The organism is Halomonas sp. CKK8, from assembly GCF_029625235.1.
In the GTDB taxonomy this organism is placed as follows: Bacteria; Pseudomonadota; Gammaproteobacteria; order Pseudomonadales; family Halomonadaceae; genus Halomonas; species Halomonas ventosae.
The window spans coordinates 2,308,080-2,332,869 of the sequence record NZ_CP121193.1; the positions used below are offsets into that span (position 1 = coordinate 2,308,080).

General features: G+C 63.2%; 19 protein-coding genes. 9 read left to right on the top strand and 10 right to left on the bottom strand.

The features are described from left to right. Positions 1-17: 17 nt before the first annotated feature. From lptE to P8934_RS11080, 4 genes are all read left to right on the top strand, one after another. Positions 18-509, top strand: a complete 492-nt coding sequence (gene lptE / locus P8934_RS11065; RefSeq protein ID WP_278031078.1) for an LPS assembly lipoprotein LptE — start codon at positions 18-20, stop codon at positions 507-509. 38 nt (positions 510-547) lie between these two features. After that, complete coding sequence (gene holA, locus P8934_RS11070; protein WP_278031079.1) at positions 548-1,606, top strand: DNA polymerase III subunit delta; 1,059 nt, start codon at positions 548-550, stop codon at positions 1,604-1,606. Between the two features lie 451 nt (positions 1,607-2,057). Continuing rightward, entirely contained in the window at positions 2,058-2,453 is a 396-nt protein-coding gene (locus P8934_RS11075; RefSeq protein WP_278034029.1) for a PA2779 family protein, read from the top strand. A 77-nt stretch (positions 2,454-2,530) separates the two neighbouring features. After that, positions 2,531-3,421, top strand: a complete 891-nt coding sequence (locus P8934_RS11080) for a PA2778 family cysteine peptidase (protein ID WP_347403463.1) — start codon at positions 2,531-2,533, stop codon at positions 3,419-3,421. A 276-nt stretch (positions 3,422-3,697) separates the two neighbouring features. Here the strand turns inward: P8934_RS11080 and P8934_RS11085 are convergent, their stop codons facing one another. Beyond that, positions 3,698-8,272 (bottom strand): OmpA family protein, encoded by a 4,575-nt coding sequence (locus P8934_RS11085; protein WP_278031081.1) that lies wholly within the window; start codon positions 8,270-8,272, stop codon positions 3,698-3,700. Between the two features lie 608 nt (positions 8,273-8,880). Between P8934_RS11085 and P8934_RS11090 the strand changes: the two genes are divergently transcribed. Then, complete coding sequence (locus P8934_RS11090; protein ID WP_278031082.1) at positions 8,881-9,315, top strand: DUF488 family protein; 435 nt, start codon at positions 8,881-8,883, stop codon at positions 9,313-9,315. On the opposite strand, the gene P8934_RS11095 is transcribed toward P8934_RS11090, so the two are convergent. The 5 genes from P8934_RS11095 to P8934_RS11115 form a co-directional block, all read right to left on the bottom strand. Continuing rightward, positions 9,306-10,373, bottom strand: coding sequence for an ATP-grasp domain-containing protein (locus tag P8934_RS11095; RefSeq protein WP_278031083.1), 1,068 nt, complete (start codon positions 10,371-10,373; stop codon positions 9,306-9,308). The genes P8934_RS11090 and P8934_RS11095 overlap by 10 nt on opposite strands. After that, a complete protein-coding gene (locus P8934_RS11100; RefSeq protein WP_278031084.1) occupies positions 10,339-11,661 on the bottom strand; it encodes a hypothetical protein in 1,323 nt (440 codons plus the stop codon). Before P8934_RS11100 ends, P8934_RS11095 begins: the two co-directional genes overlap by 35 nt. Then, positions 11,609-12,397, bottom strand: coding sequence for a phytanoyl-CoA dioxygenase family protein (locus P8934_RS11105; protein ID WP_278031085.1), 789 nt, complete (start codon positions 12,395-12,397; stop codon positions 11,609-11,611). Before P8934_RS11105 ends, P8934_RS11100 begins: the two co-directional genes overlap by 53 nt. A 68-nt stretch (positions 12,398-12,465) precedes the next feature. Continuing rightward, positions 12,466-13,008, bottom strand: coding sequence for a GNAT family N-acetyltransferase (locus P8934_RS11110; RefSeq protein WP_278031086.1), 543 nt, complete (start codon positions 13,006-13,008; stop codon positions 12,466-12,468). Positions 13,009-13,584: 576 nt separating this feature from the next. After that, complete coding sequence (locus P8934_RS11115; protein ID WP_278031087.1) at positions 13,585-13,878, bottom strand: hypothetical protein; 294 nt, start codon at positions 13,876-13,878, stop codon at positions 13,585-13,587. 336 nt (positions 13,879-14,214) lie between these two features. Between P8934_RS11115 and P8934_RS11120 the strand changes: the two genes are divergently transcribed. From P8934_RS11120 to P8934_RS11135, 4 genes are read left to right on the top strand one after another with little or no spacing between them, the layout of a single operon-like run. Continuing rightward, positions 14,215-14,802, top strand: a complete 588-nt coding sequence (locus tag P8934_RS11120) for a hypothetical protein (protein ID WP_278031088.1) — start codon at positions 14,215-14,217, stop codon at positions 14,800-14,802. After that, on the top strand, positions 14,802-15,458 hold the full coding sequence (locus P8934_RS11125) for a YjbF family lipoprotein (protein WP_278031089.1): 657 nt from the start codon (positions 14,802-14,804) through the stop codon (positions 15,456-15,458). Before P8934_RS11120 ends, P8934_RS11125 begins: the two co-directional genes overlap by 1 nt. A gap of 45 nt (positions 15,459-15,503) precedes the next feature. After that, positions 15,504-16,295: a capsule biosynthesis GfcC family protein gene (locus P8934_RS11130; protein ID WP_278031090.1), complete on the top strand. Its 792-nt coding sequence runs from the start codon at positions 15,504-15,506 to the stop codon at positions 16,293-16,295. After that, positions 16,295-18,442, top strand: coding sequence for a YjbH domain-containing protein (locus tag P8934_RS11135; protein ID WP_278034030.1), 2,148 nt, complete (start codon positions 16,295-16,297; stop codon positions 18,440-18,442). Before P8934_RS11130 ends, P8934_RS11135 begins: the two co-directional genes overlap by 1 nt. Before the next feature lie 68 nt (positions 18,443-18,510). On the opposite strand, the gene P8934_RS11140 is transcribed toward P8934_RS11135, so the two are convergent. From P8934_RS11140 to P8934_RS11155, 4 genes are all read right to left on the bottom strand, one after another. Continuing rightward, a complete protein-coding gene (locus tag P8934_RS11140; protein WP_278031091.1) occupies positions 18,511-19,860 on the bottom strand; it encodes a UDP-glucose/GDP-mannose dehydrogenase family protein in 1,350 nt (449 codons plus the stop codon). 49 nt (positions 19,861-19,909) lie between these two features. Next, entirely contained in the window at positions 19,910-21,709 is a 1,800-nt protein-coding gene (locus P8934_RS11145) for an O-antigen ligase (protein WP_278031092.1), read from the bottom strand. Between the two features lie 25 nt (positions 21,710-21,734). Then, complete coding sequence (locus tag P8934_RS11150; RefSeq protein ID WP_278031093.1) at positions 21,735-22,616, bottom strand: ATP-grasp fold amidoligase family protein; 882 nt, start codon at positions 22,614-22,616, stop codon at positions 21,735-21,737. 359 nt (positions 22,617-22,975) lie between these two features. Continuing rightward, on the bottom strand, positions 22,976-24,553 hold the full coding sequence (locus P8934_RS11155) for a phosphoglucomutase, alpha-D-glucose phosphate-specific (protein ID WP_278031094.1): 1,578 nt from the start codon (positions 24,551-24,553) through the stop codon (positions 22,976-22,978). Positions 24,554-24,790: the final 237 nt, after the last annotated feature.

Genomic DNA, 24,790 nt, shown 5'->3' on the forward strand with positions numbered 1-24,790 from the left:
CTGACACGGAGAGCCCCATGCAGCGCCGAACCCTACTGCAACTCGGCCTCGCCGCCGGCGCCGCCCTGGCGCTGGCCGGCTGCGGTTTTCGCCTGCGCGGCCTCGACCAGCCGGTAGTGGCCATCGATGCCCTGGCCCTGGAGGGTGCGGACAGCGACCTGGCCCGTCAGGTCGCCCGCCGCCTGGAGAGTGCCGGGACCCGCATCGATGAGCAAGCAGACCTTATGCTCAACCTGGGCCAGGAAAGCTTCCGTGAACGACGACTGAGCGTGCTCGACAGTGGGCCCCGCGATCTGGAGATGACGCTCGAGGTGCCCTTCTCGGTGCAGCGACGCGCCGACGGTGCCTACCTGCTCGACCAGCAGCGCCTGGAAGTCAGCGAGCGCCTGACGGTCAACGATGACGAGCTGCTGGCCCAGGATGACCTGCGCGAGGCCACGCGCGAGCGGCTGCGCGACCAGGCCGTGCGCCAGCTCATGGACCGCCTGCGCGCGTTGAATCCGCAGTGAAGGGGCTTTCGTGAAGGTATTGTCGTGAAGGTACTGTCGTGAAGATATTCGCCGACAAGCTCGAGGATGCGCTGGCCAGGAAGCTGCCCCCGGTGGTGATCGTATCCGGCGAGGAACCGCTGCAGCATATGGAAGCCTGCGACGCCGTTCGCGCCGCTGCTCGCCAGGCGGGGGTCGATGAGCGTGAGGTCCTGCACGTGGAGGCCAACTTCGCCTGGGGACGCCTCACCGAGGCGGCCGCCAGCCTCTCGCTGTTCGCCACGCGACGTCTCATCGAGGTGCGCCTGAGCAGTGGCAAGCCCGGTCAGGAAGGCGCCAAGGCCCTTCGCGACTACGCCGAGTCCCTCAAGGGCAGCGACGATGTCCTGCTGCTCTCCACCGGCAAGCTGGACTATCGCGAGCAGAAGAGCGCCTGGTTCAAGGCCCTGGACAAGCTCGGGCTCTTCGTCCCGGTCTGGCCGGTGGATCCCTCACGACTGGGCTTCTGGCTGCGCGACCGGGCCTCCCGTCACGGCCTCTCCCTGGACCTCGATGCCGCAAGACTTCTCGGCGAGCGCACCGAAGGCAACCTGCTCGCCGCCGACCAGGAGTTGCAGAAGCTGGCCCTGACGCTGCCGGCGGGCGCGCGGGTCGGCCCCCGGGAAGTGGCCGGCGGCGTGGAGGACAGCGCCCGCTATGACGTCTTCACCCTGATGGACGCCTGCCTCAAGGGCGAGCGGGCCCGGGTCACGCGGATCATGGCCGGCCTGCGCGGCGAGGGGGTCGAGGCGCCCATCGTGCTCTGGGCCCTGTCCCGGGAGCTTCGCATCCTGCTCTCCCTCCAGCAGCACCTCGACCAGGGCCAGAGCCTGGAGCATGCCTGCAAGGCCCAGAAGCCGCCGATCTTCGAGAAGCGCCGCCCCGCTTACCAGCAGGCCCTTGCCCGGCTGCCGCTCAAGCGACTGCACAAGCTACTGCTCTTCGCCCAGCGCCTGGACCTGGCGATCAAGGGGGGTAGCAGCGTGCCGTTGTGGGATGGCCTCCATGACCTGGCCCTGACCCTGGCCGGCGGTCGCGGCCTGCTCGCCGAACTGCCCTCCTCTTATCGGATAGGCTGAACTGGCACCACGAGTTTGTGGGGGCGATCTTTAGATCGCGATGGCGCCGCGAGGCGCCCAGGATACCCCCACCACCGCTTCGCGACGGATCGCAAAGCAAGCTTCGCTCCCACAAAAGATCGATGCCGGCGATATATTGTGGGAGCGACGGTTCGGCGTTCCGACTTCAGATCCGGTTCGACGCCTCGACGATGGCGCCGCAAGGCGCCCAGAACAACCCCACCGCCGCTTCACGCCGGATCGCGAAGCAAGCTTCGCTCCCACAAGGCTACCGTTCGCTCCCACAAGAGCAACTCCGCACGGTGCAGGGGTGATTCCCACAAGGGCATGAAATTTCACATCATTTCATCCTATACTGAGTGGGCATCGTTGTTTCGGCGGCCTGCAAGGAAGCAGGTACGCCGAAGCCTGGAGCCGGAAGCCCAACCCAAGAAGAAGGAACACCGACATGATGAAGAAGCTCTGCCGTTATCTCAGCCCGCTGCTGATCGCCGCCCTGGTGCTGGGCAGCCTGCCGGTGGCTGCCGCGCCGGCCAGTCCGGGCAGTGGCCTGGTCACCACCCAGGACGCCCTGAACGCCGAGCGTACCCAGGGGGATCGAGAGCGGATCCACGAGATCCTCGCCCGTGACGATGTCCAGGAGCAACTGGTCGCCCAGGGTGTCGATCCCGCCGAAGTGGAAGCCCGCGTGGCCGCCCTCTCCGATGCGGAAGCCGCCCAGATGGCCGATCAACTCGAGCAGCTGCCGGCTGGTGCCAGCGTGGTCGGTGCCCTGTTCGCCGTCTTCGTGATCCTGCTGGTCACCGATATCCTCGGCCTGACCAACGTCTTCCCCTTCACTCGTTGAGCACGACCCCGATGATGCACTGCCTTGATAGGCAGCTGCCCACCAGGAACGCCCGCCCCGCGGGCGTTCTTGCGTTGGTGCTGCTGCTCCTGATCCTGACGGGCTGCGCCTCTACGCCGCAGCTCGCCGAGAGCACCGAGCGCGAGCTGCCCCGCCGGGCGATGCTCGAGGACACGCCCTTCCATGGGCAGCGCGACTACCAGTGCGGTCCCGCCTCGCTTGCCATGGTGCTCAACGCCTCTGGCGTCCCCGTTGACGTCGACACCCTGATTCCCCAGGTCTTCCTCCCCGGACGCGAGGGCAGCGTGCAGCCCGAGATGCTGGGCACCGTGCGCCGCCACGGCCGCATCCCAATCCGGATTGACGGCAACCTCGACACCCTGCTCACCGAGATCGACGCCGGCCATCCGGTAGTCGTGATGCAGAACCTCTCCCTGCCCGCCTGGCCGGTGTGGCACTACGCCGTGGCCATCGGCTTCGACCTGGATGAGGAGACGCTGATCCTGCACAGCGGTATGGAGCCGGAACGCATCGAGTCCTTCAAGCGCTTCGATGCCACCTGGGCCCGCAGCGATCGCTGGGCCTTCGTCGCCCTGCCCCCGGGCGAGCTGCCTGCCGCTACTGACGCCCAGGCCGCGCTGGACGCCATCGCCGACTTCGAGCGCGTGCAGGGGGCTCAGGCGGCGCTGCCCGCCTGGGAAGCCTTCACGGCGCGCTACCCGGAAAGTGCCATGGGTCATTTCGCGCTGGGTAATGCCCGTTACACCTCGGGGGATCGACAGGCTGCCGTCGAGGCCTTCGAACAGGCCTTAGAGCAGGACCCCGAGCTTGCCGTCGCCTGGCTCAACCTGGGACTACTGCAGCGCGAGATGGGGAAAGGCGTGCAGGCCGAAAAGGCCCTGCAGCAAGCAGCCGCGCTTCCCGGTCCCTGGCAGCAGCAGGCCCGAGAAGCCCTGAACGCGCCATAGAGAGAGCGGCCGTTGCCGCTCGGTACTTGGGGATTATGGCCGTCGATGCAATCGACAGTAAGCGGGCAGAACCCGGTGAGAGACACACCGCGCAAGCGACACGCTGCCTTTTCGCATCGGCTGCTCATCACGGCAGTGGGGCCCTCCTCCCGGTCCGCAACACCCCATCGGAGTAGGGCCCCACCGCGTTCAGGGGTCTCTCGGCGTCCTGTCACACACCCTCTTTGCTGCTGAGGGAGTGGCAACGTCCGAGCCTTAGCTCCCCTGAAGCTGACGCTAGAACGGGCTCCATTCCCACCCCCAGTCTTGCGCTTTCGGCTTCATCTTCGGCTTGGGGTCAGTGAGCCACATCTGAGCCGGTAGAGGGGTCAGCAAGGACGTGCTGGCCTGTATCCCGATTGCCTTGTCGTCACTCGTCAAACGGGCCTGGGTCTGAATCTCGTTGATCATCGGCGACAACCGTAGCACTACAGCCTGTACCCCGGAGGTGAAGTCGCCCGCAGAGCCTGTGCCAAGCTGGACATCACCCATGGTGCCATGCCACTCCATTGCACTCATCGGGCTCTCGCTTTCGAAATCGATCCACGGTGTCCAGCTGGAGTTCTGGGACGGCGGCTGGCTGAGCCAGATACCGAAGCTAAGGCCACGATATACAATCTGCCCCTTCACCGTCTGGGCATCGCTTTGTGTGCGATTGCGCAACTCGAACTTGATCGATTTGGCTTTCAACAACTCTTTGGGGAGATCCATCGGCGACATGCCGAATAGCGTCTCTAGTGAATCATTATGCTGAAACTGGAGCCGCAACTGCCATTTGGTGAATTTATCCCCGCCAGGATCACGCACCGGCACTTGCGGACGCTTGATCACAGGCACCGGGGTAAAGGCTTCATACGCCACCACGACACTTCGCTCAGCCGGATCTTCCAACGGCCCCTCGGCATCGATCGGGTCAGTTTCCCCCACCCCGGTCACCTCGAGAATACGATGGTCCGGGATCCCGATAGTATCCACCAGGTGATCGCGAACCGATTGTGCCCTCTGCTCGGACAGGGCCTGGTTGCTGCTGGTGCTGCCGGTCTCGCTGGTGTGCCCCTCGATCAACCGGATCCGGCCCTCGTCGCCCAGATTGGGGGCCAGCTGGTTGCCTAGATAATCCTTGTGCGCTTGTGTCAGGTCGCTGGAGCCCACGCCAAAATCGGCCAGCAGGATCCTGCCACGCGCCCACTCTTCGCCGACCTCGACGTTGAGCTCTTTCACCGAGGGAAAATCACGGCTTGGCTGCGGGGTTTCATCGGCATTATGCAGGCGGGCCGAACTGCGCTGATACTGCTCTTCACTGATGGCACCCTTCGAGCGCGCATCATCGAGGTTTTGCTGATGATCGCGGTTTTGCACCGGATCCGATTGGCGATGGGCCTGGTTGGCCTGGTCTTCCGCCATCTGGCGCGCCTGTGCCAATCGCTGTTGCGCGGCCCGGCTGGCTTCTGCCTGATCCGCTGAGGAGGCATTCTGCGCATCCGACGCCGCCTGCTGTTCGGCCTGCCCCAGCAAGCTGGTCAGCGCCTGCAAGCTGGAACGTTGGGCCGCCCCGGATTCCTGCATGGCCCGACTGGCCAGCTGCCGGGCGGCATCGACGGTCTCGCTACCGAGCGACATATCACGGAATATGCCACCGGTGGACAAGGCATTGAGCATCGCGGACAGGCCGCTCGGGGCCGGCGCCGGCGGGGCGCTCTGGATATTGATCGAGGAGGCCGGCACGGAAGCGCCTTGCGGAACGATATCCCGCGCCCGGCTGCCGGGGGATACGCCGGAGATATCCGGGGCCGACCCCTGGCATTGCTGGGCAGGATCGATCATGCGATCGACATCGCGTACCTCGGTGGCATTGCATTTGGACAGCAGGGTCTCGGCGTAAACACCGCGTGTGGGCAGGCTGATCAGTTTTTGCGTCCGCATCTCGTCCAGTGTCAGGTAGGACGCGGCGGCAATGCTCTCCTCGGCTTGCAGGCGCTGACCCTGCACTTGAAGCGGGAACGCCACCAGATTGCCCATGACCCCCACGGCGCGATTCTCGATCAGCTGCAACAGGGGAACATTCTGTACGCCGTTACGGCCGTCATCATAGGGGTAACTGAAGTGTTCGAGGCGCAAGGCACGACGATCAGGATCCTCACCCAACCAAAGTGCGCGCAGATAGGCCATGCGATTGGATTTTATGTGCTGGGCCAATTCTTCGAGGGCACTGTAATCCTGGTAACGCCGCGTACGGGTCTGGATGATATCCGGACGCACGGGGTTGAGACTGTCGATCGCATAGGCAGGATTGTCGCCTTTCAGGGTTTCACTCAAGCCGACTTCATCAATCAGCTCGATGCTGCGCTGCCGGGGGAGTACGTCACTGGGATCCGTATGGGCGGTGACCCGCAGTCGTGTCATGGTGTATTTCTGCACCTCGGTGACACGCTCCTTGAACGGCGTATCATCGCTCCCGCCAAAGAATTCAGCTACCTCTCTCGCCACGTCTCCGACATTGTCAATGGTCTTGCCGACCCCGACCATTTCGGATTCCACGGCCTTCTTCGGTGAGAACAGGACCTCGATGCCCCTAATGGTAGCGATCGGAACCGGCTGTGAGGTAAACACACTAACCGCCGAGGCCTCACGCGAATCATCATGCTGCAGCGTAACGGTTTGCCCTTCACTGGTATGCACCAAGAGTGACACCCCCGCCCGCCACGGCTCACGCAACTCGACCGTCCAGCGTGACACGGTGATTTCAGGACGTGTCTCCTCGTAGATTTCCGGCGTATGCACCAGGCGGTACAAGGCATCGAGACCGGCTTGATATTGGGAAGGCACCAGCTCCCGCAGGCGATCAGAATAGCGGTCTATCCAACTTATCAGCGACGATTGTGCGAAACTCTGGACCCAGCTCAAGCCCCCCGTGGAGTTGTTGATTACCTGCCGCACGATCCTTTGGACATTCTGGCGGTTGATGGTATCGTCCGAATAGGTGCCATCGGGATCGACGTTGGTTCCTAACCAGTAATCCTTTACCGAGACCCCGCCGTCCTCAGCGACATTGACCTCATGCGAGGCGAACCCCGCTTCACGAACCAGAACATTCTCGACCTTATGGGTGTATCGAACCCAAGCATCATAGCCGATCATATCGGCATGCTCGGCGACTTCATTCGGCGTCGTCAGCGTTTCCAGACCACGTGCCATCGCTTCATCGACCGCGCGCATCATGTAGATTGAGCGTTCGATATTGGTCCCGTTATGATTGTTGTAAACCGTCAACCCCCAATGCGCGCTGGTCATCTTGCTGACCACCTCCGCACCGCTATCACTCAAGCGCACTTGCAATGTCCGCATCGCGGCCAACGGATCGAAACTGCTGAATCCGGGGATGTCACCCCAAAGCGATGTCGGCACTTCGTAGGGAATCAGTAGTACATCAACCTGATCCACCAGCTCGGTTTGCACATTATAATGCTCGAGCACTTGAAAGTACTCGACCGTCATCGCGTGATTGCGGTTGTGATTGCGCACGATACGCGTGCGAATATCCTCGGTTTCGGCCTGCTGACTCTGAGTTACCACCATCGAACGTTGCGAACGCACCCGCGTGCTGCGCTGCTCGACGCTATCCATCAGGCTCTGCAGGGTGTTCGCCGTGATCTCGCGGTGGCCACTACTGAAGCTGCTCGAACTGGCGGCACTACCTCCCAGGCTAAGCCCGACAGAACCCAGCACCCCCTTGGCAATGCCGGCCAGACCACCGGTGATACCACCGCCGCCTTGCACGCTGCTGCTGCTACCCCGCTGCACCTCATCGACCGTGCCCTCGACGATTTCCTCGATGGCGCGATCCCGATGCATGTCATGCTGGAGGCTTTCGCGCGCTCTCGCTCGCTCACTGCGACGAGCGCGCTCCTCTCTCGCCCATTCGATCATGGCGATCTTGGTCTCTTCACAAGGCGCCAATGCCAGCGAGTACAACAGCTGGCCCAAGCCATGTCCTACTCGGGTCCAGGATTGCTTGTAGACGTTAAGGCGGCCAAGGGTGGGCGAGGATGGCTGAGTGACACTCTTTTCGTTCGCCGTCGACCAGTCGTAGGATATCGGGCCGGTGATCGGCTGACGCTCCTGAACCATCTCTTCGAGTGCGACCCGCTGGCCCAACTCCGGCTCTCCCACTCGGACGATCTGGTTGAAGTAGAACTGACGTGTCTCGACGCTGGCCGTGAAATCCAGCGCACAATTGCCATCCTTGTTGATCACTTGTGGGCTGAACAGTTCTGGAGCATTCGCGACATCGGTCGTATCCGGTGGCGTGAGGAAAGTGCCACTTTCCAGTCGACCCTCAGGTATCCAGCGATCAATATTGTCAGCGACCGTGATCACTCTCCCCCGGCTCAGGTCACCGGTACCAACATCGAATACATGAGTGGCCTCATCCTGTGGCTGACCGTCGGCCGTCGGGGTAACCGCGATGCGGGTATCGTCAGTGGCCTCATCGAGCAGGTCAGTGCTGATATAGCCGGTGGGGCCGGCCGTAACGGTACGTTCGTTGACGGTCTCGTTCAATTGCATCACTCGCAACTGCATGCGCGCCCCTGCCTGCGGCTTCCCCGAGCCATCCTGAACGCGTAACCGGACCTTGCCAATGGAGCGAACCGCCTGCAGCTGACCGCCATCGTCGTAGCGGTAAGTCAACGGCTGCTCGTAATCGCGACGGTGTAATGCCAGGCGGGCATTGGGCGCGAAAGTCGACGGCCCTACCGCGCTCAGGTCGAGTTCATGAGGTTTGACGTGACGAGAGTTGGGATCATTGACCATTGGAGCCCCCGCGAAGATCTGGTGCTACGGTATGATGAGAAACTTGGTTATTGTCTGTTTAAATTCGCAAAACCTGCGAATTACTATGGAGTGTAGTACCTCACTCGCTTGCATCAACCAAGTCATCCCGCGGGAATCTATATATAAACGGGCACCATCACTTATCGATGATCTGGCGCTTTACTGCCCGCTGCTGCGACTCAGCGCCCAGGACAACCCCAGGCCATACTGTGGGAGCGACATTCATGTCGCGATGGCGCCGTCAGGCGCCCGGGGCAATGCCACCGCCGCTGCGCGCCGGATCGCGAAGCAAGTCGAGGCGTCGAACCGTTCGCTCCCACAGGGCCATATAGCTGGATCATGTTGTGGGAGCGATCTTTAGATCGCGATGGCGCCGTCAGGCGCCCGGGGCAATGCCACCGCCGCTGCGCACCGGATCGCGAAGCAAGTCGAGGCGTCGAACCGTTCGCTCCCACAGGGCCACATAGCTGGATCATGTTGTGGGAGCGACATTCATCGCCGCGAGGCGCCCAGGACACTCAGGCAGTTGCCTGAGAGGGCGGATATGGAGAGACTGGGGTGCATAATGCCGGCAAGGATCGCACGTCATGCCCTATGACATTGAATTGAAACGCGTCTATAGCCCAAGTGATGCCAGTGACGGCGCCCGTGTGCTGGTCGATCGTCTATGGCCCCGCGGCAAGGCCCGCGAAACCCTGGCGCTCACCGACTGGTACCGGGATGCCAGTCCTTCGCCTGCACTGCGCCGCCAGTATCATCTCGGCGAAATCAGCGAAGCGGTATTTGCCGCCCGCTATCGGGGAGAGCTCCGTGATGCACCGGATAACCTGATCCCGCTGATGCGATATGCTCGACGAGGCCGGCTGACACTGTTGACCGCCACCCGGAATATCCAGTCGTCGCATCTACCGATTCTCAGGGAAAGCGTGCTGCAGGCCCTACACGACGAAGATGTGGCAGACCTGGAGCCTGCCTCACCGCCCTGCTTCGCCCACCAACTGCACGATCAGGATCAGTTGTGAGCCGCGAGGGGCGCCTCCTCCATCAGTGCCGGTATGGCGCTACTGCCGCCGTGACGATCCACGCAAACCAAGCGATCACACTTGCCATAGGTGGCACCGCTGCGAATGGTTGCCCAGCTACTTTCAGGTTCCTCACCACGCAGCCAGGCAATCAGCGCGGAAGGCACCTTGGCGCCCGCCTCAGCGCTGAAGGGATATCCGCCACCGAATCGCGGATTCAATTCCAGTAGATAGACATGCTGGCCATCGAAGTAAACATCACAATCCAGATTCCCCCGATGGCGTAGGGTCCTACCGATGAGCCTCCCTACCGCTACCAGTTCTGGCATGAGCACGGCCATCGCGCGCTCCGTTTCCCCGGCACGCATCGACAACTTGCGCTTTACAAAGGTAGCGCGATAATTGCCAGCCAGGTCGTTGACGATATCCAACCCATACTCTTGCCCAGGAAGCATACTCTGTATCAGTATCCCATCGCCGGGAAAGCGTCCCTGGTGAAGCCCGAAATGACCGAGCTTTTTCATCAACAGCCGCCAGACCAATTCCAGGGTTTCGTGATCATCCACTCTCTCGACCCCCAATGAGGCCGTTCCCCAACGAGGCTTGACGATAAGGGGAAAACGTATCACGCCGTTATCAAGAGCTTGCCGCGCAGACGCTAGCGTCGAGTAACTTCGTGTCCCTCTCAGCCCCAGCCATGCGGCAAACCGCTCCGTGGCCAACTTGTCGGCTGCCAGGTCAATCACCTCTGGTGTGGAGACCAGCACCTCCGTGCCAATGCGGCTGAACAAGGATCGAGCCTGAGCCAGTATCGGCAACTCATGGTCATTAAGTGGCACGAGCAACTCGACATCCTGTTCCACGCAAAGGTTCAGTAGCGCCGGAAGGTAATTCCGATCCTGTACGGCGGGCAGGACGAATCCCTGATCCGCTTCCCTGAGCGCCACGGCATCAGGACTGCAATCCCCTGCCAGCAGCTTGCCTCGCCCACCCAAGGCCTCCCTGAAGTAGCCGATCAGATAGTTACGCCTTCCCGCACAGGTGAAGAGAATGTTCATGGTGACGCTCCAGGTAGGAATCCGGGTGAGAAGTGCAGTAACTCGCCAGAACATGCTCTGTATCATCCGCCCACTTCAGCACCTTGCCCTTGCGGTCAACCACCGCTGGAGCGGGCACAATGAACGGGGGGGTATAGTTCAGGGAGTAGGCCCCACGGTTCTCCACGACGATAAAGTCGCCCTCCTCGAGGTCGGCGATGAGCGATTCACCTATGACGTCATGCTCCATGCAGGTATGACCCACCAGTTGGAACAGTCGACGATGCAATTCCCGTTCAGGCCGACCCAGGACGGCATGGACAAGGGGCTGGATGCTCGAACCGGTGGGGTTCACGCTGTTGATGCTCGTATCCAATAACGCCTGCCACCCCCGGCGCCGCTGCCTGACCTCCATGACCCTGGCGACCAGGCACATGGTATTACCCACCATCGAAACCCCGGGTTCTACCACCAGCCGAGTGATGGGCGACGGGCGGTAGCGCAGAAAGGCGGCGCCAATCGCATCGGCATATTCATCCAGCGAAGCTACCGGGAAAGGGAACTGGGACTTGAGGAAGGCAGGCATCTCGCCCAAGAGCCCTCCCCCGATATTGATCGTATCGATCGGATGATGCGGCAGTAGGCTACGTGACAGTTCGCACAACTGGCGCACACGGTTAACATGGTCCTCGACACCCAGCGACCTGCAGGTAGCATGGCAATGCAGGGAGACAAGCTCCACTCCCTCGATGGTGCCGAGCTGCTCCAATGCGCGTTCCAACTCTTCAGTCTCTACCTCGAAACCGAACCGGCTGGAGAGTTGCGAAGAGGGAAAGCAGAGCCTGAGGCCCACAGGTAACCGTAGATAGTCACAAGACAAGGTGCGCAGAAAATCGATTTCCTTGAAAGAGTCCAGATGAATGATGCTGCCAGCATCGAGCGCCAGCCGCATATCAGACTCCCGTTTCAAGGGGCCATTGAAAATGATCCGCTCGCCCGGCAAGAACAGACTCGCCACCTCGTACTCGAAGCGTGACACCGCCTCTACTTGCCCCTGCATGCACGCCATGGCGCTGAGGATCGCCGGCATGTAATTGGCTTTCATCGCGTAGGCCACATCGGTCCCGGGCCAATAGGACCTGAGGCGATCCCGGAATGCCAGATAATTGTGACGAAACACCGCCTCATCGAATATATAGAAGGCTCCCCCTACGTCACGGGAAACACTCTCCAGGAAGCCATGCTCGAGCATAATGTCAGCCTTGGTTAGCGTGATAAAGTCGCTCGTCCGCTGGTCGATACCATTCATCCAGGCTGACCGGAACCCGTGAATTATAGCCCAGCACCTGGCGTGTCAGCGGTGAGAGTGTTTTGCCATACTCCTCGCCAAGCATACGGGCATAATCCATGGCAGGCTTCAAATAGGCGCGGCCATATCCCACCGTAAGCGCAACGCGAGGTCGCGTGCCTGGGATATGAGCCCCCTTATGCCACAGGGTAGAATTGAACAGGACCACGGAACCCGCTGGCCCCATGATACGCTCATGCAGACGTTCAAACTCCTCATCGCTGGGCATATCTGGCCGGTTATGCGACCCCGAAAGGACCAGTGTGCCATTCTCCTGAGTGAAATCGTCGCACATCACCAGCATGTTAAGCTTGAGCGGGTACCCGGGGATCAGCGTACGGACATCCCGATGCAACTTGTGCACATAAGTCGTTTGCCCGGGGAACCCACCTATGGGGGTCAGGGAATTGCAAATATAGGGCTCATCTCCGAAGAAGCGCGATATGTAGAGATGAAACAGGTGCATGTCGATGAAACGGTCAATGCTGTCACCCGCCCCAAGGCAGTGGTGAGCCGTGCCATCGCCGCTATCATTCACGCCATTGCGTATCTGATACCCTTTGCAGACCTCGATCCACCTCAGGCAATCTTTCCGCAACTCTCTGGTAAACGCCTGATCAAGGGCATTCTCCCAGACAACCCACCCTTTCTCGTTGATCTGTTTCTCGAACTCATGGGGGCTGGTCTGCATGTCCATCTCGCTCCCTCCTCAAATATCCTGATCCTGACGGTGTCATGTCGAAGAACACCTCAAGATACCGAGCGCTACCCCACCGAAAGCGCGGTCATTTCCAGCCGCATCGCATAATCCTTGCCATGCTGTCCAGCCATGAGAAACCCCTGAGACAGATAAAATTGAATCGCCTGGTCGTTGTCCTCGCGAACTCTCAATGCCAGGTATCGAAACCCCTTCTGCAGCGCTGATGCCGCCACCGACTCAAGGATGCCACGGGCCATACCGTTTCTCTGGACCTCGGGGGCCACCAGAAACAGGGCAATAAAAGCTTCATCGAGCGTAGGATCATAGGTATAAAATGCGCAAAACCCACAGCACTTTCCCTCGACTTCCAGTACTGCCAGCTCTGCTTTCCCCTCGAGCTTTTCGATATACTCATCAATATCAACCCCATCAAGAAGCTTTCCATCCTGACGGGCCTGCTCGGCATGGGCCAGCTTTCTCAGGGCTGGAGCGTAATCCGGCACTTCGTGCTGGGCCAGCACTCTGACACGCCACTTCTTTGGCTTGAAATGACGTTTATTATTCATGCTTTCGCCATACAAAAGATCCGGGATCGATAACTCGGCCATTGACGAACCTCCTGCTGTGCAACAAATTTATTTTGTTTTTCGATACCAATTGTTACATTTTAGCCGGAAGATTACCGCCGGATATCCGCCCTACCTAGCAATAAACCCTGAGCATTAAGCCCATGCAGAAAAAAACATTTATATTAATATTTGGCTAATGAAAAATATGCTCCCTGAATGCTTATGCAAGTACTACCTCGCCAAGCATCAGACGCATGCCGAGTCGCGCCATCTGTCCAGCTCTGGCAGGGGTCACCTCAGGCCTCCCCCCCCCTTGGTGCCCATGCCACCGGCCGGGAACGCGCTGCCAGATCTCGCCCGACACCAGGCTCCAGGCTCCAGACACAAGGCACCAGGAAGCAAGCAGCTCACCGCCCTGATCAACGCGCTGCGGTTATTCTATGAATCCAGGAACGAAGGGACGGTTAGAGGAGACGATGGGTATAAATAGCTGGAGGAAATAGCCGGTGGAAATAGCTGGAGGAGCTCGCTGGAGGAGATAGTGAGAAGCCGCGCGCAAGCGCACACGCGGCCCGCAAGCATGCACGCGGTTATCGGAGAGGCCGCTTGTCTCGCTTAGTGAAACCGATGACCGCGCGGCGCCATCACCTCGCGAATCGACAGCCCCTGCATCCAGGCCAGTCGCACCGCCTCGGCGTGACTCTCCTTGTCGGCCAGCTTGTGAATCACCAGGCGCCTTGGGAGGAAGCACAGCTCCACGCCAGCCCATGCGACCAGGAAGGCCGCCAGGGGCCACCACCAGCGCCAGTCGCCAATGGCCAGCATGTCACCCAGGTAGAGCGCGGGTGGCGTCAGCGCCAGGCCCCACCAGGCCTGGTGAAGACCCATGAAGCGGTTGGCCCGTAACATCGTATGACGAATATCACGAGGGGAGCGGGCCACCTGAGGTATGGTATTATTCATCTTGTTCATCGCTACACCGCTTCGTCTTTTTCAGTCTCAACAATGAGTTACATCAATAGCCGCATCCCATTGCTGTCAGGGTCATGGACTGGCCTAGAGGATTTGATATCTGACCCGGTTGACGCATAAGCTTCACAGGAAATAAGCATCGTGAGGCATTAGATTGAATAGCGGCATCCAAATACACGATGTAACATAGTTACAGAGTTTAACATCTCGGCCATTTCGTCAAGCTCGACTTGGATCTGGCCACTGCAGGCATCACCACGGAGGGATCTCGGCATGCGCAAGAAACCGCTCGCAGTCTTCATCGCCACGGCCATGCTGGCGTCGCCACTGGCCCTGGCTCAGCAACAGTCCAACACCGAGGATGAAGCCGGCGGCGCCCTGCTGGAAGAAGGCGCCGGAGGCGCAGGCGCTGCGGGGAGCGGCGGCGCAGGCGGCGCAGGCGGCGCGGCCGGCATCAGCGGGGGGGCGGCCGGCAGTGGCGCGGCCGGCATGTCCACGGCCGGTATTGCGGGCACCGTGCTGGGTACCGCGGCGGGTATCGGCATTCTTGCCGGCGTCATGTCGAGCGACAGCAGCTCATCCGGGGTGAACCCCGGCGACAGCTCCGACGACGATCCCACCTCGCCCGGTGATCCGGATGACGACGATTCGGATCAGGACGACGATTCCGATGGCGATCAGGATGACGGCGACGATTCGGACGACGGCGACGATTCGGACGACGGCGACGATTCGGACGACGACGATTCGGACGATGACTCCGATGACGACGACGACGGCACCACGGGGACGACCGGCACCACCGGCACTACCGGAACGACCGGCACCACGGGGACGACTGGCACCACAGGTACCATCTGATGGGCGCCGGCGTACGGCACTGGCAGGGCCCGCTGTTGGTGGCCCTGTTCGCACTACCCATCGCCGGCTGCAGTCAGTTCGGCTCTACGCTCGCCGGCCGTACCCTGCAGGATGCCCTGGGGGATGGCGAGGCAACCCATCGCGAACGAGCGCGTGAGCTCCCCTTCGCCTCACTAGTGGCCGAAATGGAGGGCAACCGTTCGTTGCTGGTGCTGGCCTACCACAACGGCGAGGCCGGCGGCGATACCACCCTGTGGCAGGCACGGGACCGGGCCACCCTGACGCTTGATCAGGGGTGGCCGGCCAGCACCGCAGGCTTCACGTCCAACCTGCTGTCGCTGAATTACGCCAGCCCTCCCCAGGAAGGCAGCCACTACCGCGTTCGCGCCCATTGGGAGGACGCCGAAGGGTTCGACCACCTGGCCATCGGCCAAGCCACCCTGGAGTGTCACGCGCCGGCCCCGCTGGAGCTGCCGCTGATCGAGCTGGAGCTGGAGCGCTGCGACGAGCGGGTGGAGTGGCAGGACGCCGGCACCAGCCATAACACCCTGTGGCGCCACCCCGTCAGCAAGCGGATCTGGGCGGGCGAACTCGAGCCCTGGCCCGATGCGCAGACAATCGAATGGCAGGTGGCTCGCCCCTGGTGGGAAAGCTGATACCCCCCACCTGACCAGGCCAACGGGACAAGGAGTCCGCCAAGGATGATTCCCCGCATTTCTTCCTTCACTGGCTTGCGGCCAGCTCGCCTGCTGCTGCTCGGCCTGGCCATGCTGCCCCTCTCGAGCCAGGCCGAAACCACGCTGCGCGATGCCTGGCTCGAGCAGCCTGCCCTCCCCGCTGCCGGATATGCCTTTCATCAACGCGCGGAGGACGTCGACCGCCACCGCCAGCAGGGCCGTGAACTGCACGCCGAGCTGGGACTGGCCGCTCGCCATGCCGCCGAGCGCGGCGAACTGCCCTGGGCTCATGCTTTTACGCGCTGGGAGCAGCAGATTGCCGCCTATCGCCAGGCCCCGGAGCACGCCCGCACCCCGGGGCGCATCGATATTACCGCCCTGGTCGCCGCGCCGCGTCACAACCCGTCGCTCGCTAGCCTGGCCCATTTCGGCGGCTGCGAGCCACCGAGCTGGGTGGAGGTCTGGCATATCGGCGGGGTGACTCGCCTCACGCACCAGGCAGGCATGACGGTCGCCCAGGCCCTGGATAGCGCCTCCCAAGGGCGCGCACAGCGTCAGGTCGATAGCGCCTGGCGCATCTCTCCGCTGGGCCGGGTCAGCGAAGTCGGCATCGCCGCCTGGAACCAGGAGCCCGTCGAGGTCACCCCCGGCAGTCGCATCGTGCAGCGCCTGCCCGAGTCGTTCACGGCAGACGACGCCCTGGGAAGCGCCGAGTGGATCGACGCCAGCCTGCCCCGCTACCTTGCCACACGCCTGCCGGGTGACCGCTGCACGCTTCACGCCATTCCCCACGCCACCGACGAATCATCACCGTGATGCCCTTTACAGCCCTGAACTCGCACTCCCTCATCGGGCGGCAAGCCCTGATCGGCGCCCTGCTCGCTGCCGGCCACTTCGTCCTCCCCCTGGCCACCCCCGCCTGGGGGCTGGATGGCGCCCCGGGGCTTGGCACCTCGCAGAGCGACTTCGGCGGCGTGGGCCTGATGCAGACCCCCACCGCGCGCATGGCCCCGGCCGGTGAGCTCTCCTTCTCGCTCAGCCGTACCGAGCCCTTCCAACGCTACAACCTCAGCCTGCAGCCGCTGGACTGGTTCGAGTTCACCCTGCGCTACGTGGAGATCGAGGATCGCCTCTACGGCCAGGCCATCGCCGGCGACCGGGACTACCTCGACAAGGGCATGGATGCCAAGTTCCGGCTCAAGCAGGAGAGCCGCTATTGGCCGGAGATCGCCGTGGGCCTGCGCGATGCCGGCGGCACCTCGCTGTTCGGCGGCGAGTACCTGGTCGCCAGCAAGCGCTGGCATGATATCGACGTCAGCCTCGGGCTTGGCTGGGGCTACCTGGGCGGGCGTGGCGACATCGACTCCCCCCTCGGCTGGCTCGACGAGCGCTTCGATGACCGCCCCGGTCGCGCGGGGGGCGACCAGGGCGGGGAATTTGCACTGAACCAGCTGTTTCGCGGCCCGGCAGCCGTCTTCGCCGGCGTGGAGTACCAGACCCCCTGGGAGCCCCTCACCCTGCAGCTGGAATATGAAGGCAACGACTACGAGAATGAACCCGCCGGTTCACCGGTCACCAGCGACTCCCCCTTCAACGTCGGGGCACGCTATCGGCTTACCGACAGCCTCACCCTGGGGCTGGGCTGGCAGCGCGGCAACACCGCCATGGCCAGCATCGGCTTTGCCACCAACCTCGCCGAGCTGCGCCAGGTCAAGCGCGACGCCCCGCCGGTGGAACTCAACGAGCCCGGCACGCCGCCCGAAGGGGACTGGCTCGCGGCGCATCGCCAGCTGCGCAACAACGCCGGCCTGCGTGCCCTGCGCATCGTCGACCAGGACGATGAACTGGTGATCGAAGGGGAAGCAACCCGCTTCCGTTCACTGGCCAAGACGGCAGGACGCGCCAATCGCATCCTCCACAACCACGCCGATGCCGACGTCGAGGCGTTCCGCTACCGCTGGTACTCCCAGGGCCTCTACCTGCGCGACGACGTGCATCCACGGGAGGCCTTCGTGGATGCCGCGGCCTCCAGCGAGCAAGAGTCGCTATATCGCCACAGCCTCTATAGCCAGGCGGCCACCGGCCCCGCCCGGGGCGGCAGGACCCTGGTGGAGACCGACCCCGAGCGCTGGGCCTATCGCTTCTCCCCGGGCCTGAACCAGAACCTCGGCGGGCCCGACGGCTACCTGTACCAGGTGCAGCTGCGCGCCAGCGGTGAGTACTTCACCGATGCCAACGGCTGGTTCTCCGGCGAGCTCGGCTGGACCGTGCTCGACAACCTCGACGACTACGACTACATCGCCGACTCCGACCTCCCGCGGGTGCGCACCTACATCGGTGACTACCTCGACGAGGGCGAACTGGGCCTCACCAAGCTGCAGTACACCCGCACCGCGCGCCTGGACGACAACTGGTTCGCCATGGGCTACGGCGGGCTGCTGGAGATGATGTATGCCGGCGCGGGGGGCGAGCTGCTCTATCGCCCCTTCAACAGCCCGGTGGCGGTCGGCCTGGACCTCAACTACGTCAAGCAGCGGGCCTTCGACCAGCGCTTCGACCTGCGCGACTACGAGACCTGGACGGGGCACCTGAGCACCTACGTGCAGACCGGCATCGAGGACGTGCTCGCCCAGGTCAGCGTCGGCCGCTATCTCGCCGGGGACTATGGCGGCACGCTCGACCTCTCGCGGGAGTTCGACTCCGGCGCCATCGTCGGCGCTTGGGCCACCTTCACCGACGCCGGCGACGACTATGGCGAAGGCAGCTTCGACAAGGGCATCTACGTCTCCCTACCGCTGGACGCCTTCTTCACCACCTCCACCCGGGGTCACATGGGCATCGGCTTCTCACCGCTGACCCGTGATGGCGGCGCGCGCCTCGACCGGCGCCACCGGCTCTACGACATCACCCAGGACCGCCAGTTGCACCGTCTCTGGGAGGAGTCCGACCAGGCCTGGCGCTGATAACGCACCGCGCCCGGCGCCGCCCCCCAAGGGAGGCCACGCCGGGCGCGGTGGGGTTCGGGTCGCGATCAGTGGCTCGCCGGTACCTTCATGGAGTCACCGCGCCCCACGGCAAAGTAGAGCAGGCCCGCCCGCTTCACCGCCTGGGGATCGTAGAGGTTGCGGCCATCCACGATCACCGGCGTGGCCAGGTTGCCCTTCAGCCAGTCGAAGTCCACGGTGCGAAACTCCTTCCACTCCGTGCAGATCACCAGCGCATCAGCGCCCTTCACCGCCTGGATGCGGTCGGCCACCAGGGTCAGGTCATCGCGCTCGCCATACAGGCGGCGACACTCCCGCATTGCCTCGGGATCGAAGGCCTGTACCCGCCCCCCGGCATTCCAGACCGCCTCCATCAGCACGCGACTGGGGGCATCGCGCATGTCGTCGGTATTGGGCTTGAAGGAGAGCCCCCACAGGGCGATGGTCTTGCCGGCCAGGTCGCCATCGAAGGCCTGGGAAAGCTTGGTGAAGAGATTCTGCTTCTGGCGCTGGTTCACCGCCTCCACGGCAGTCAGCAGTTCGGCATGATAGTCCACGTCCGACGCCGAGCGCGCCAGCGCCTGCACGTCCTTGGGGAAGCAGGAACCGCCGTAGCCACAGCCCGGATAGATGAACTGGTAGCCAATGCGCGGGTCGCTGCCGATGCCGTGGCGCACCTGCTCCACGTCCGCACCCAGCCGCTCGGCCAGGTTGGCAATCTCGTTCATGAAGCTGATCTTGGTGGCCAGCATGGCGTTCGCCGCGTACTTGGTCAGCTCGGCGGCGCGCACGTCCATGAACATCAGCTTTTCATGGAGGCGGTTGTAGGGGGCATAGCACTCGCGCATCAGCTCCTTGACGCGCTCCGAATCGGTACCGATGACGATCCGCGCGCCGAAGGTGAAGTCCTCGATGGCCGCGCCTTCCTTGAGAAACTCCGGGTTGGAGCAGACATCGAACCCCAGCGTCTCGCCGCGGTGCGCGAGCGCCTCGCCGACGGTCTCTTTCACGCGGTCGGCGGTGCCCACCGGCACGGTGGACTTGTCCACGATCACCTTGTACTCCTGCATGTGCTGACCGATGGTCTTGGCCACTGCCAGCACGTACTGCAGGTCGGCGCTGCCGTCCTCATCCGGGGGCGTGCCCACGGCGATGAACTGCAGGGTACCGAACGCCACCGCCTCGGCGGCATCGGTGGTGAAGCGCAGCCGGCCCGAGGCCACGTTGTCCCGGACCATGCTCTCGAGCCCCGGCTCATAGATCGGGATCTCGCCATCGCGCAGCCGAGCGATCTTGTTGGCGTCCACATCCATGCACATCACGTCATGGCCCACATCGGCCAGGCAGGTCCCAGTCACCAGACCCACATAGCCTGTACCAAAAATCGTGATCTTCATTCCTTGCCTCCGGATTCATCCCGTTCCAAATCAAACAAACGGCCACGTCTTATGCGCTGGCCTCGACATTCGTTCTCGCGCCTCGGCCCTTGCTTCTTGACCGGGCCCTTGTGGGAGCGAACGGTTCGACGCCTCGACTTCGCTTCGCGATCCGCCGCGTAGCGGCGGTGGGGTTCTCCCGGGCGCCTCCCGGCGCCATCGCGATATAAATATCGCTCCCACAATCCCAATCCAGCACCGGGCAACTGTGGGAGCGAAGCTCTGCTTCGCGATCCGGCGCGTAGCGGCGGTCGGATTCTCCCGGGCGCCTCCCGGCGCCATCGCGATATAAATATCGCTCCCACAAGTGAATCACGGCACTGAGGCCTTGTGGGAGCGAAGCTCTGCTTCGCGATCCGCCGCGAAGCGGCGGTTGGGTTCTCCCGGGCGCCTCCCGGCGCCATCGTCGAGGCGTCGAACCGGATCTGAAGTCGGAGCGCCGAACCGTCGCTCCCACAGGTAGCTTCCCCTCACCCCTTACCCCTCGGCCCTTACTCCTCGGCCCTTGCCCCTTCCCCAATGTTACCAAATGTGTCTTCAGCAGCACCCAGCATGCCACCGTCAACCCCAGGTAGCCGCTCAATCCTCTCACATCCCTCAACATGGATTGGGTCAGCCCGAAATAGACGAAGGCGAAGCAGATCATTAACCCCGAGAGGGCCAGGGTCCTGGTCTGGGCATCGCGGCTGCCCCGCAGGTGCCGGGCGAATAGCCAGGCCGGCACGCCGTAGAGCGCCAGCAGGGTCAGAACGCCCAGGATACCGCGCCGCGCTGCGGTATCCACCAGGTCGCTGTGCAGCTGGTCATACTCGCTCACGCTCGGATGAATCAACCCGCGCTCGACCATGCCATCCCGGGCGGCCTGCAGCCGCCCTTCTCCCCAGCCTAGCCAGGGTTTGTCCAGAAACAGCCGACCCCCCGCATACCACATGTCCAGCCGCAGGCCCACCGAGCTGCTGCTGTCACCCTCCCGGTACTGCTCGATGTCATTCATCGCGCGCTCGAGGCGCTGGGTCACGCCATAATTGGTGATGGCCGTCATCGCCACCAGGCCAGCCAGCAGCAGCCACACCCCCGCGGCGACCCATAGCATCCGCCGGCGCGGGAAGACGCCACGAAAGCCTCGGAAGCCCATCCAGGCCAGCAGCGGCAGGGCCACCCAGCCACCGCGGGTTCCCGAGAGGAAGGAAGCCGCAAGGCCGCCCACGGCGGCCAGGCCCAGCAACGGCGTCAGCCATGGCAAGGGGCGGTGCGGCCGCGCCATCCGACCCAGCATGGCCACCAGCGCCAGCACCCCCAGCAACAGGGCGAGGTTGCCAAAGGGAATGGCGTTCATGTCGTTGTCGGCGCGATAGGCACCCAGCACGAAGCGCTCGTACACGGCGATGCCCCCGGCCCCGAGCGCCCCCACCACCAGCCCCAGCCACCAGCCAATGCGTGAAGGCGGATGATACCGCCACCACACCAGCAGCCCCGCCGCCAACAGCGGCCATAGCGGCACCAGCCAGCTCTTGCCGTGCTGAGCCACCGGCCACACGCCGGTGCGCAGCACATCCAGGCACCACAGGCCGGCAAAGGCCAGCAGCACCAGCAGCCAGAGGCGATCTTCGGCGTCCAGCACCGCCGGGATGGCACCCACCGGCCTGCGGCGCAGCAGCAGGCCCGTCAGGGCCAGCAGACCAGCGGCCAGGGGAATCGCCGCATAGGCCCAGGGCAGCAGGATCAACAGGGCCACGAAGGCTCCGACCAGCAGGGTATTGGCCGTGCGCCAGGCATCGGCTGCCTGGCCCGGCATGGCATGCCAGGTCATCGCCAGGCTGGCCCCTCGTCGCGGTTCAGTATCGGGGATCCCCCTTCCAGAGATTGCCCATCCAGAGATCATAGGCCCGGCTGGTGAAGACCCCAAAGCCCGACTCATGGGCGAAGGTCATCTCGCCGAAGAAGATCCGGCCCTGGAGGTTGTAGAGATCCACCCGCACATAGGAGAAGGGCTCGGCCAAGGTCTTGGCGATCTCCAGCATGGTGGCGTAGTTCTCGGGGCGCTCGATGCGAGGGAAGACCGCGGGGTATTTCACCGAGAAGGGCAGCCACTCCAGTTCCTCGGTGAAATAGGAGCGGCTGTGATTGGTGAACCTGTCGAAGTCCACGTGCAGGATCACCACCGGTGGCTGCCCCTCCCCCTGCTGAAAGACATGAAACTTGTAATCCAGTGCGGCCTCGCCCGGCTTCACCGGCAGCTTGCGCTCCACCAACAGGCGGGGCGCAATATCGCTATACCAGGGCTCGCGCTTGGTCGAGCCGTAGTCCTTGCTGAGCTGAGCGGTCACCGTGTCGCACGCCTCGCGAAGCTGCGCATCGCTGGCGTCGCGATCGAGGATGAACACCGCCCCGGAATTATGGTTCGCCTTGACCACCGCGGAACCATGTTCCTCGATCAACTGCCTGAGCTGCTCGGGCGCCAGCGACTCGCCCACGTAGAGGTTGTCGATGACGATCTCATCCCCCAGCTTCTCCGCCACGTACTCCTTCACCCTCACCTTATCGGAACACAGCGCAAAGAGGTCCGAGGCGTAGTGGCGCTTGCGGAAGTTGATCTTCTCGTTATAGGTGCTGGGCTGCTTGAAGTTGGGCAGGTAGTGCAGCCGCGAGATGAACTTGATGTGGTCCTGGACCCCCGCGGGCAGGAGGTCGTAGAGCTTTCTGGGCACTGTCGTCATGCGGGCCTTTCCCTGGTCGCGTCGATCCGCGTTGTTCAATGTGGTGCGAGGCAACGCCTCAACCGAGGCGTCACCTCGACCCCATGCCGCCCAGCCCATGCCGACCTTCACGCCTTGCGCCTTTCAGGCTTTGCTTTGCCAGTCATACGACGCTTTGGCTGTCATGCAACCCACTGGCTGGCATGCAACGCACTGGCTGGGGCTGAAGGCCGGCTACGGCTTCGGATACAGGATGTAACACAAGGCTAATCGTTACATTTTTTAACGCAAGCGCTACGCCATCCTATATGGGCTCAAGTCTGGCATGAAACTCCTGGTACTACACCAAACCAGGCCCATGGCATGGACGGGCTCGATGGCTACTGCAGGCGTTCGGCCAGCAGCGCCTGGGCCTCCTCGATCAGTGCCTGAAGGTGCTCGGGGCCGCGGAAGCTCTCGGCGTAGACCTTGTAGAGCGGCTCGGTGCCGCTGGGCCGCGCCGCGAACCAGCCACTGGCGGTTTCCACCTTCACCCCGCCGATGGCCGCCTGGTTGCCCGGCGCCGTGACCATCACCCGCGCTACCGCATCGCCCGCCAGGCTATCGATAGCCAGCCGCTCCGGCGTCAGCCCCTTGAAGGCCTGTTGCTGCTCGCGGCTGCAAGGCGTATCCACGCGCCGATAGTGGGGGTCGCCGTGGCGCTCGGTCAGCTCCCGGTAATAGTCACCGGGGCGCTTGCCGGTCACCGCCAGGATCTCCGCGGCCAGCAGGCAGAGCAGAATGCCGTCCTTGTCGGTGGACCAGGCGCGGCCATCGAAGGTCAGGAAGCTGGCCCCGGCGCTTTCCTCGCCCCCGAAGGCCAGCCAGCCCTGGTGAAGGCCCGCCACGAACCACTTGAAGCCCACCGGCACCTCGTAGAGCTCGCGCCCCCTGGCCGCCACCACCCGATCGATGATCGAGGAGGAGACCAGCGTCTTGCCGACCTTGAGCGACGCCGCCCAGCCCGGGCGATGGGTCATCAGGTAGTCGATGGCCACCGCCAGGTAGTGGTTGGGGTTCATCAGCCCCGAGGCATCGACGATGCCATGGCGATCGGCATCCGGGTCGTTACCGAAGGCCAGGTCGAAGTCCTCCTTCATGGCCAGCAGGTTGGCCATGGCGGCCGAACTGGAGCAGTCCATGCGGATCTTGCCGTCATGGTCCGGCGGCATGAAGGCAAAGCTCTCGTCGATCGCGGCGTTCACCACCTTGAGGTCCAGCCCGTAGCGCTCGGCAATGGCCTGCCATACTGGCAGGGCCGTACCGCCCATGGGATCGGCCGCCAGGCGCAGGCTGGCGCCGGCGATGGCCGTCATGTCCACCACCTCGCCCAGCGCCGCCACGTACTCGCCCACGAAATCATGGCGATGCGCGCGGGCCAACGCCTCCTCCAGCGGGAGGGTGGCGATGGCCGTCACCCCTTCGGCCAGATAGCGGTTGGCACGCCGCTCGATCTCGCCGGTAATCTCGCCCTCGGCCGGCCCCCCATGGGGCGGGTTGTACTTGATACCGCCATCCTCCGGCGGATTATGCGAGGGCGTGATGATCAGGCCATCGGCCGAGTCGGCAGCGCCCTCCGCGTTGTGCCCCAGGATGGCGCGGCTGATCAACGGCGTGGCAGTCAACTCCCCGTCGCGCTCGATATGCACCGCCACGCCGTTGGCCACCAGCACCCGCAGGGCGCACTCCCAGGCCGGGCGGGAGAGCGCATGGCTGTCGCGCCCCAGGAACAGCGGCCCGGCGATCCCGGCCTCACGGCGATAGTCCACCACCGCCTGGGTGATCGCCAGGATATGGTCGTGATTGAACGAACCGTCCTGCGACCGGCCGCGATGGCCGGAAGTCCCGAAGCTCACGGCCTGGCCCGGCTGGGAAGCATCGGGGTGAATGTCATGAAATGCCTGCAATACCGTTTGCATGATCTGGCCTCCTTGCAATCTCTCACAGCGGGGCGCCAGCTTAACGCGGTTAGGGGCTTCTCGCACCGGCGACGGAGTCATTCAGGGCATGCCCATTGTGGGAGCGCAATTTATTGCGCGATCCGCCACGTAGCGGCGGTGAGGTTGTTCTGGGCATGCTCCCTGTGGGAGCGAAGCTTGCTTCGCGATCCGCCGCGAAGCGGCGGTGGGGTTCTCCTGAGCGCCTCGCGCCGCCAT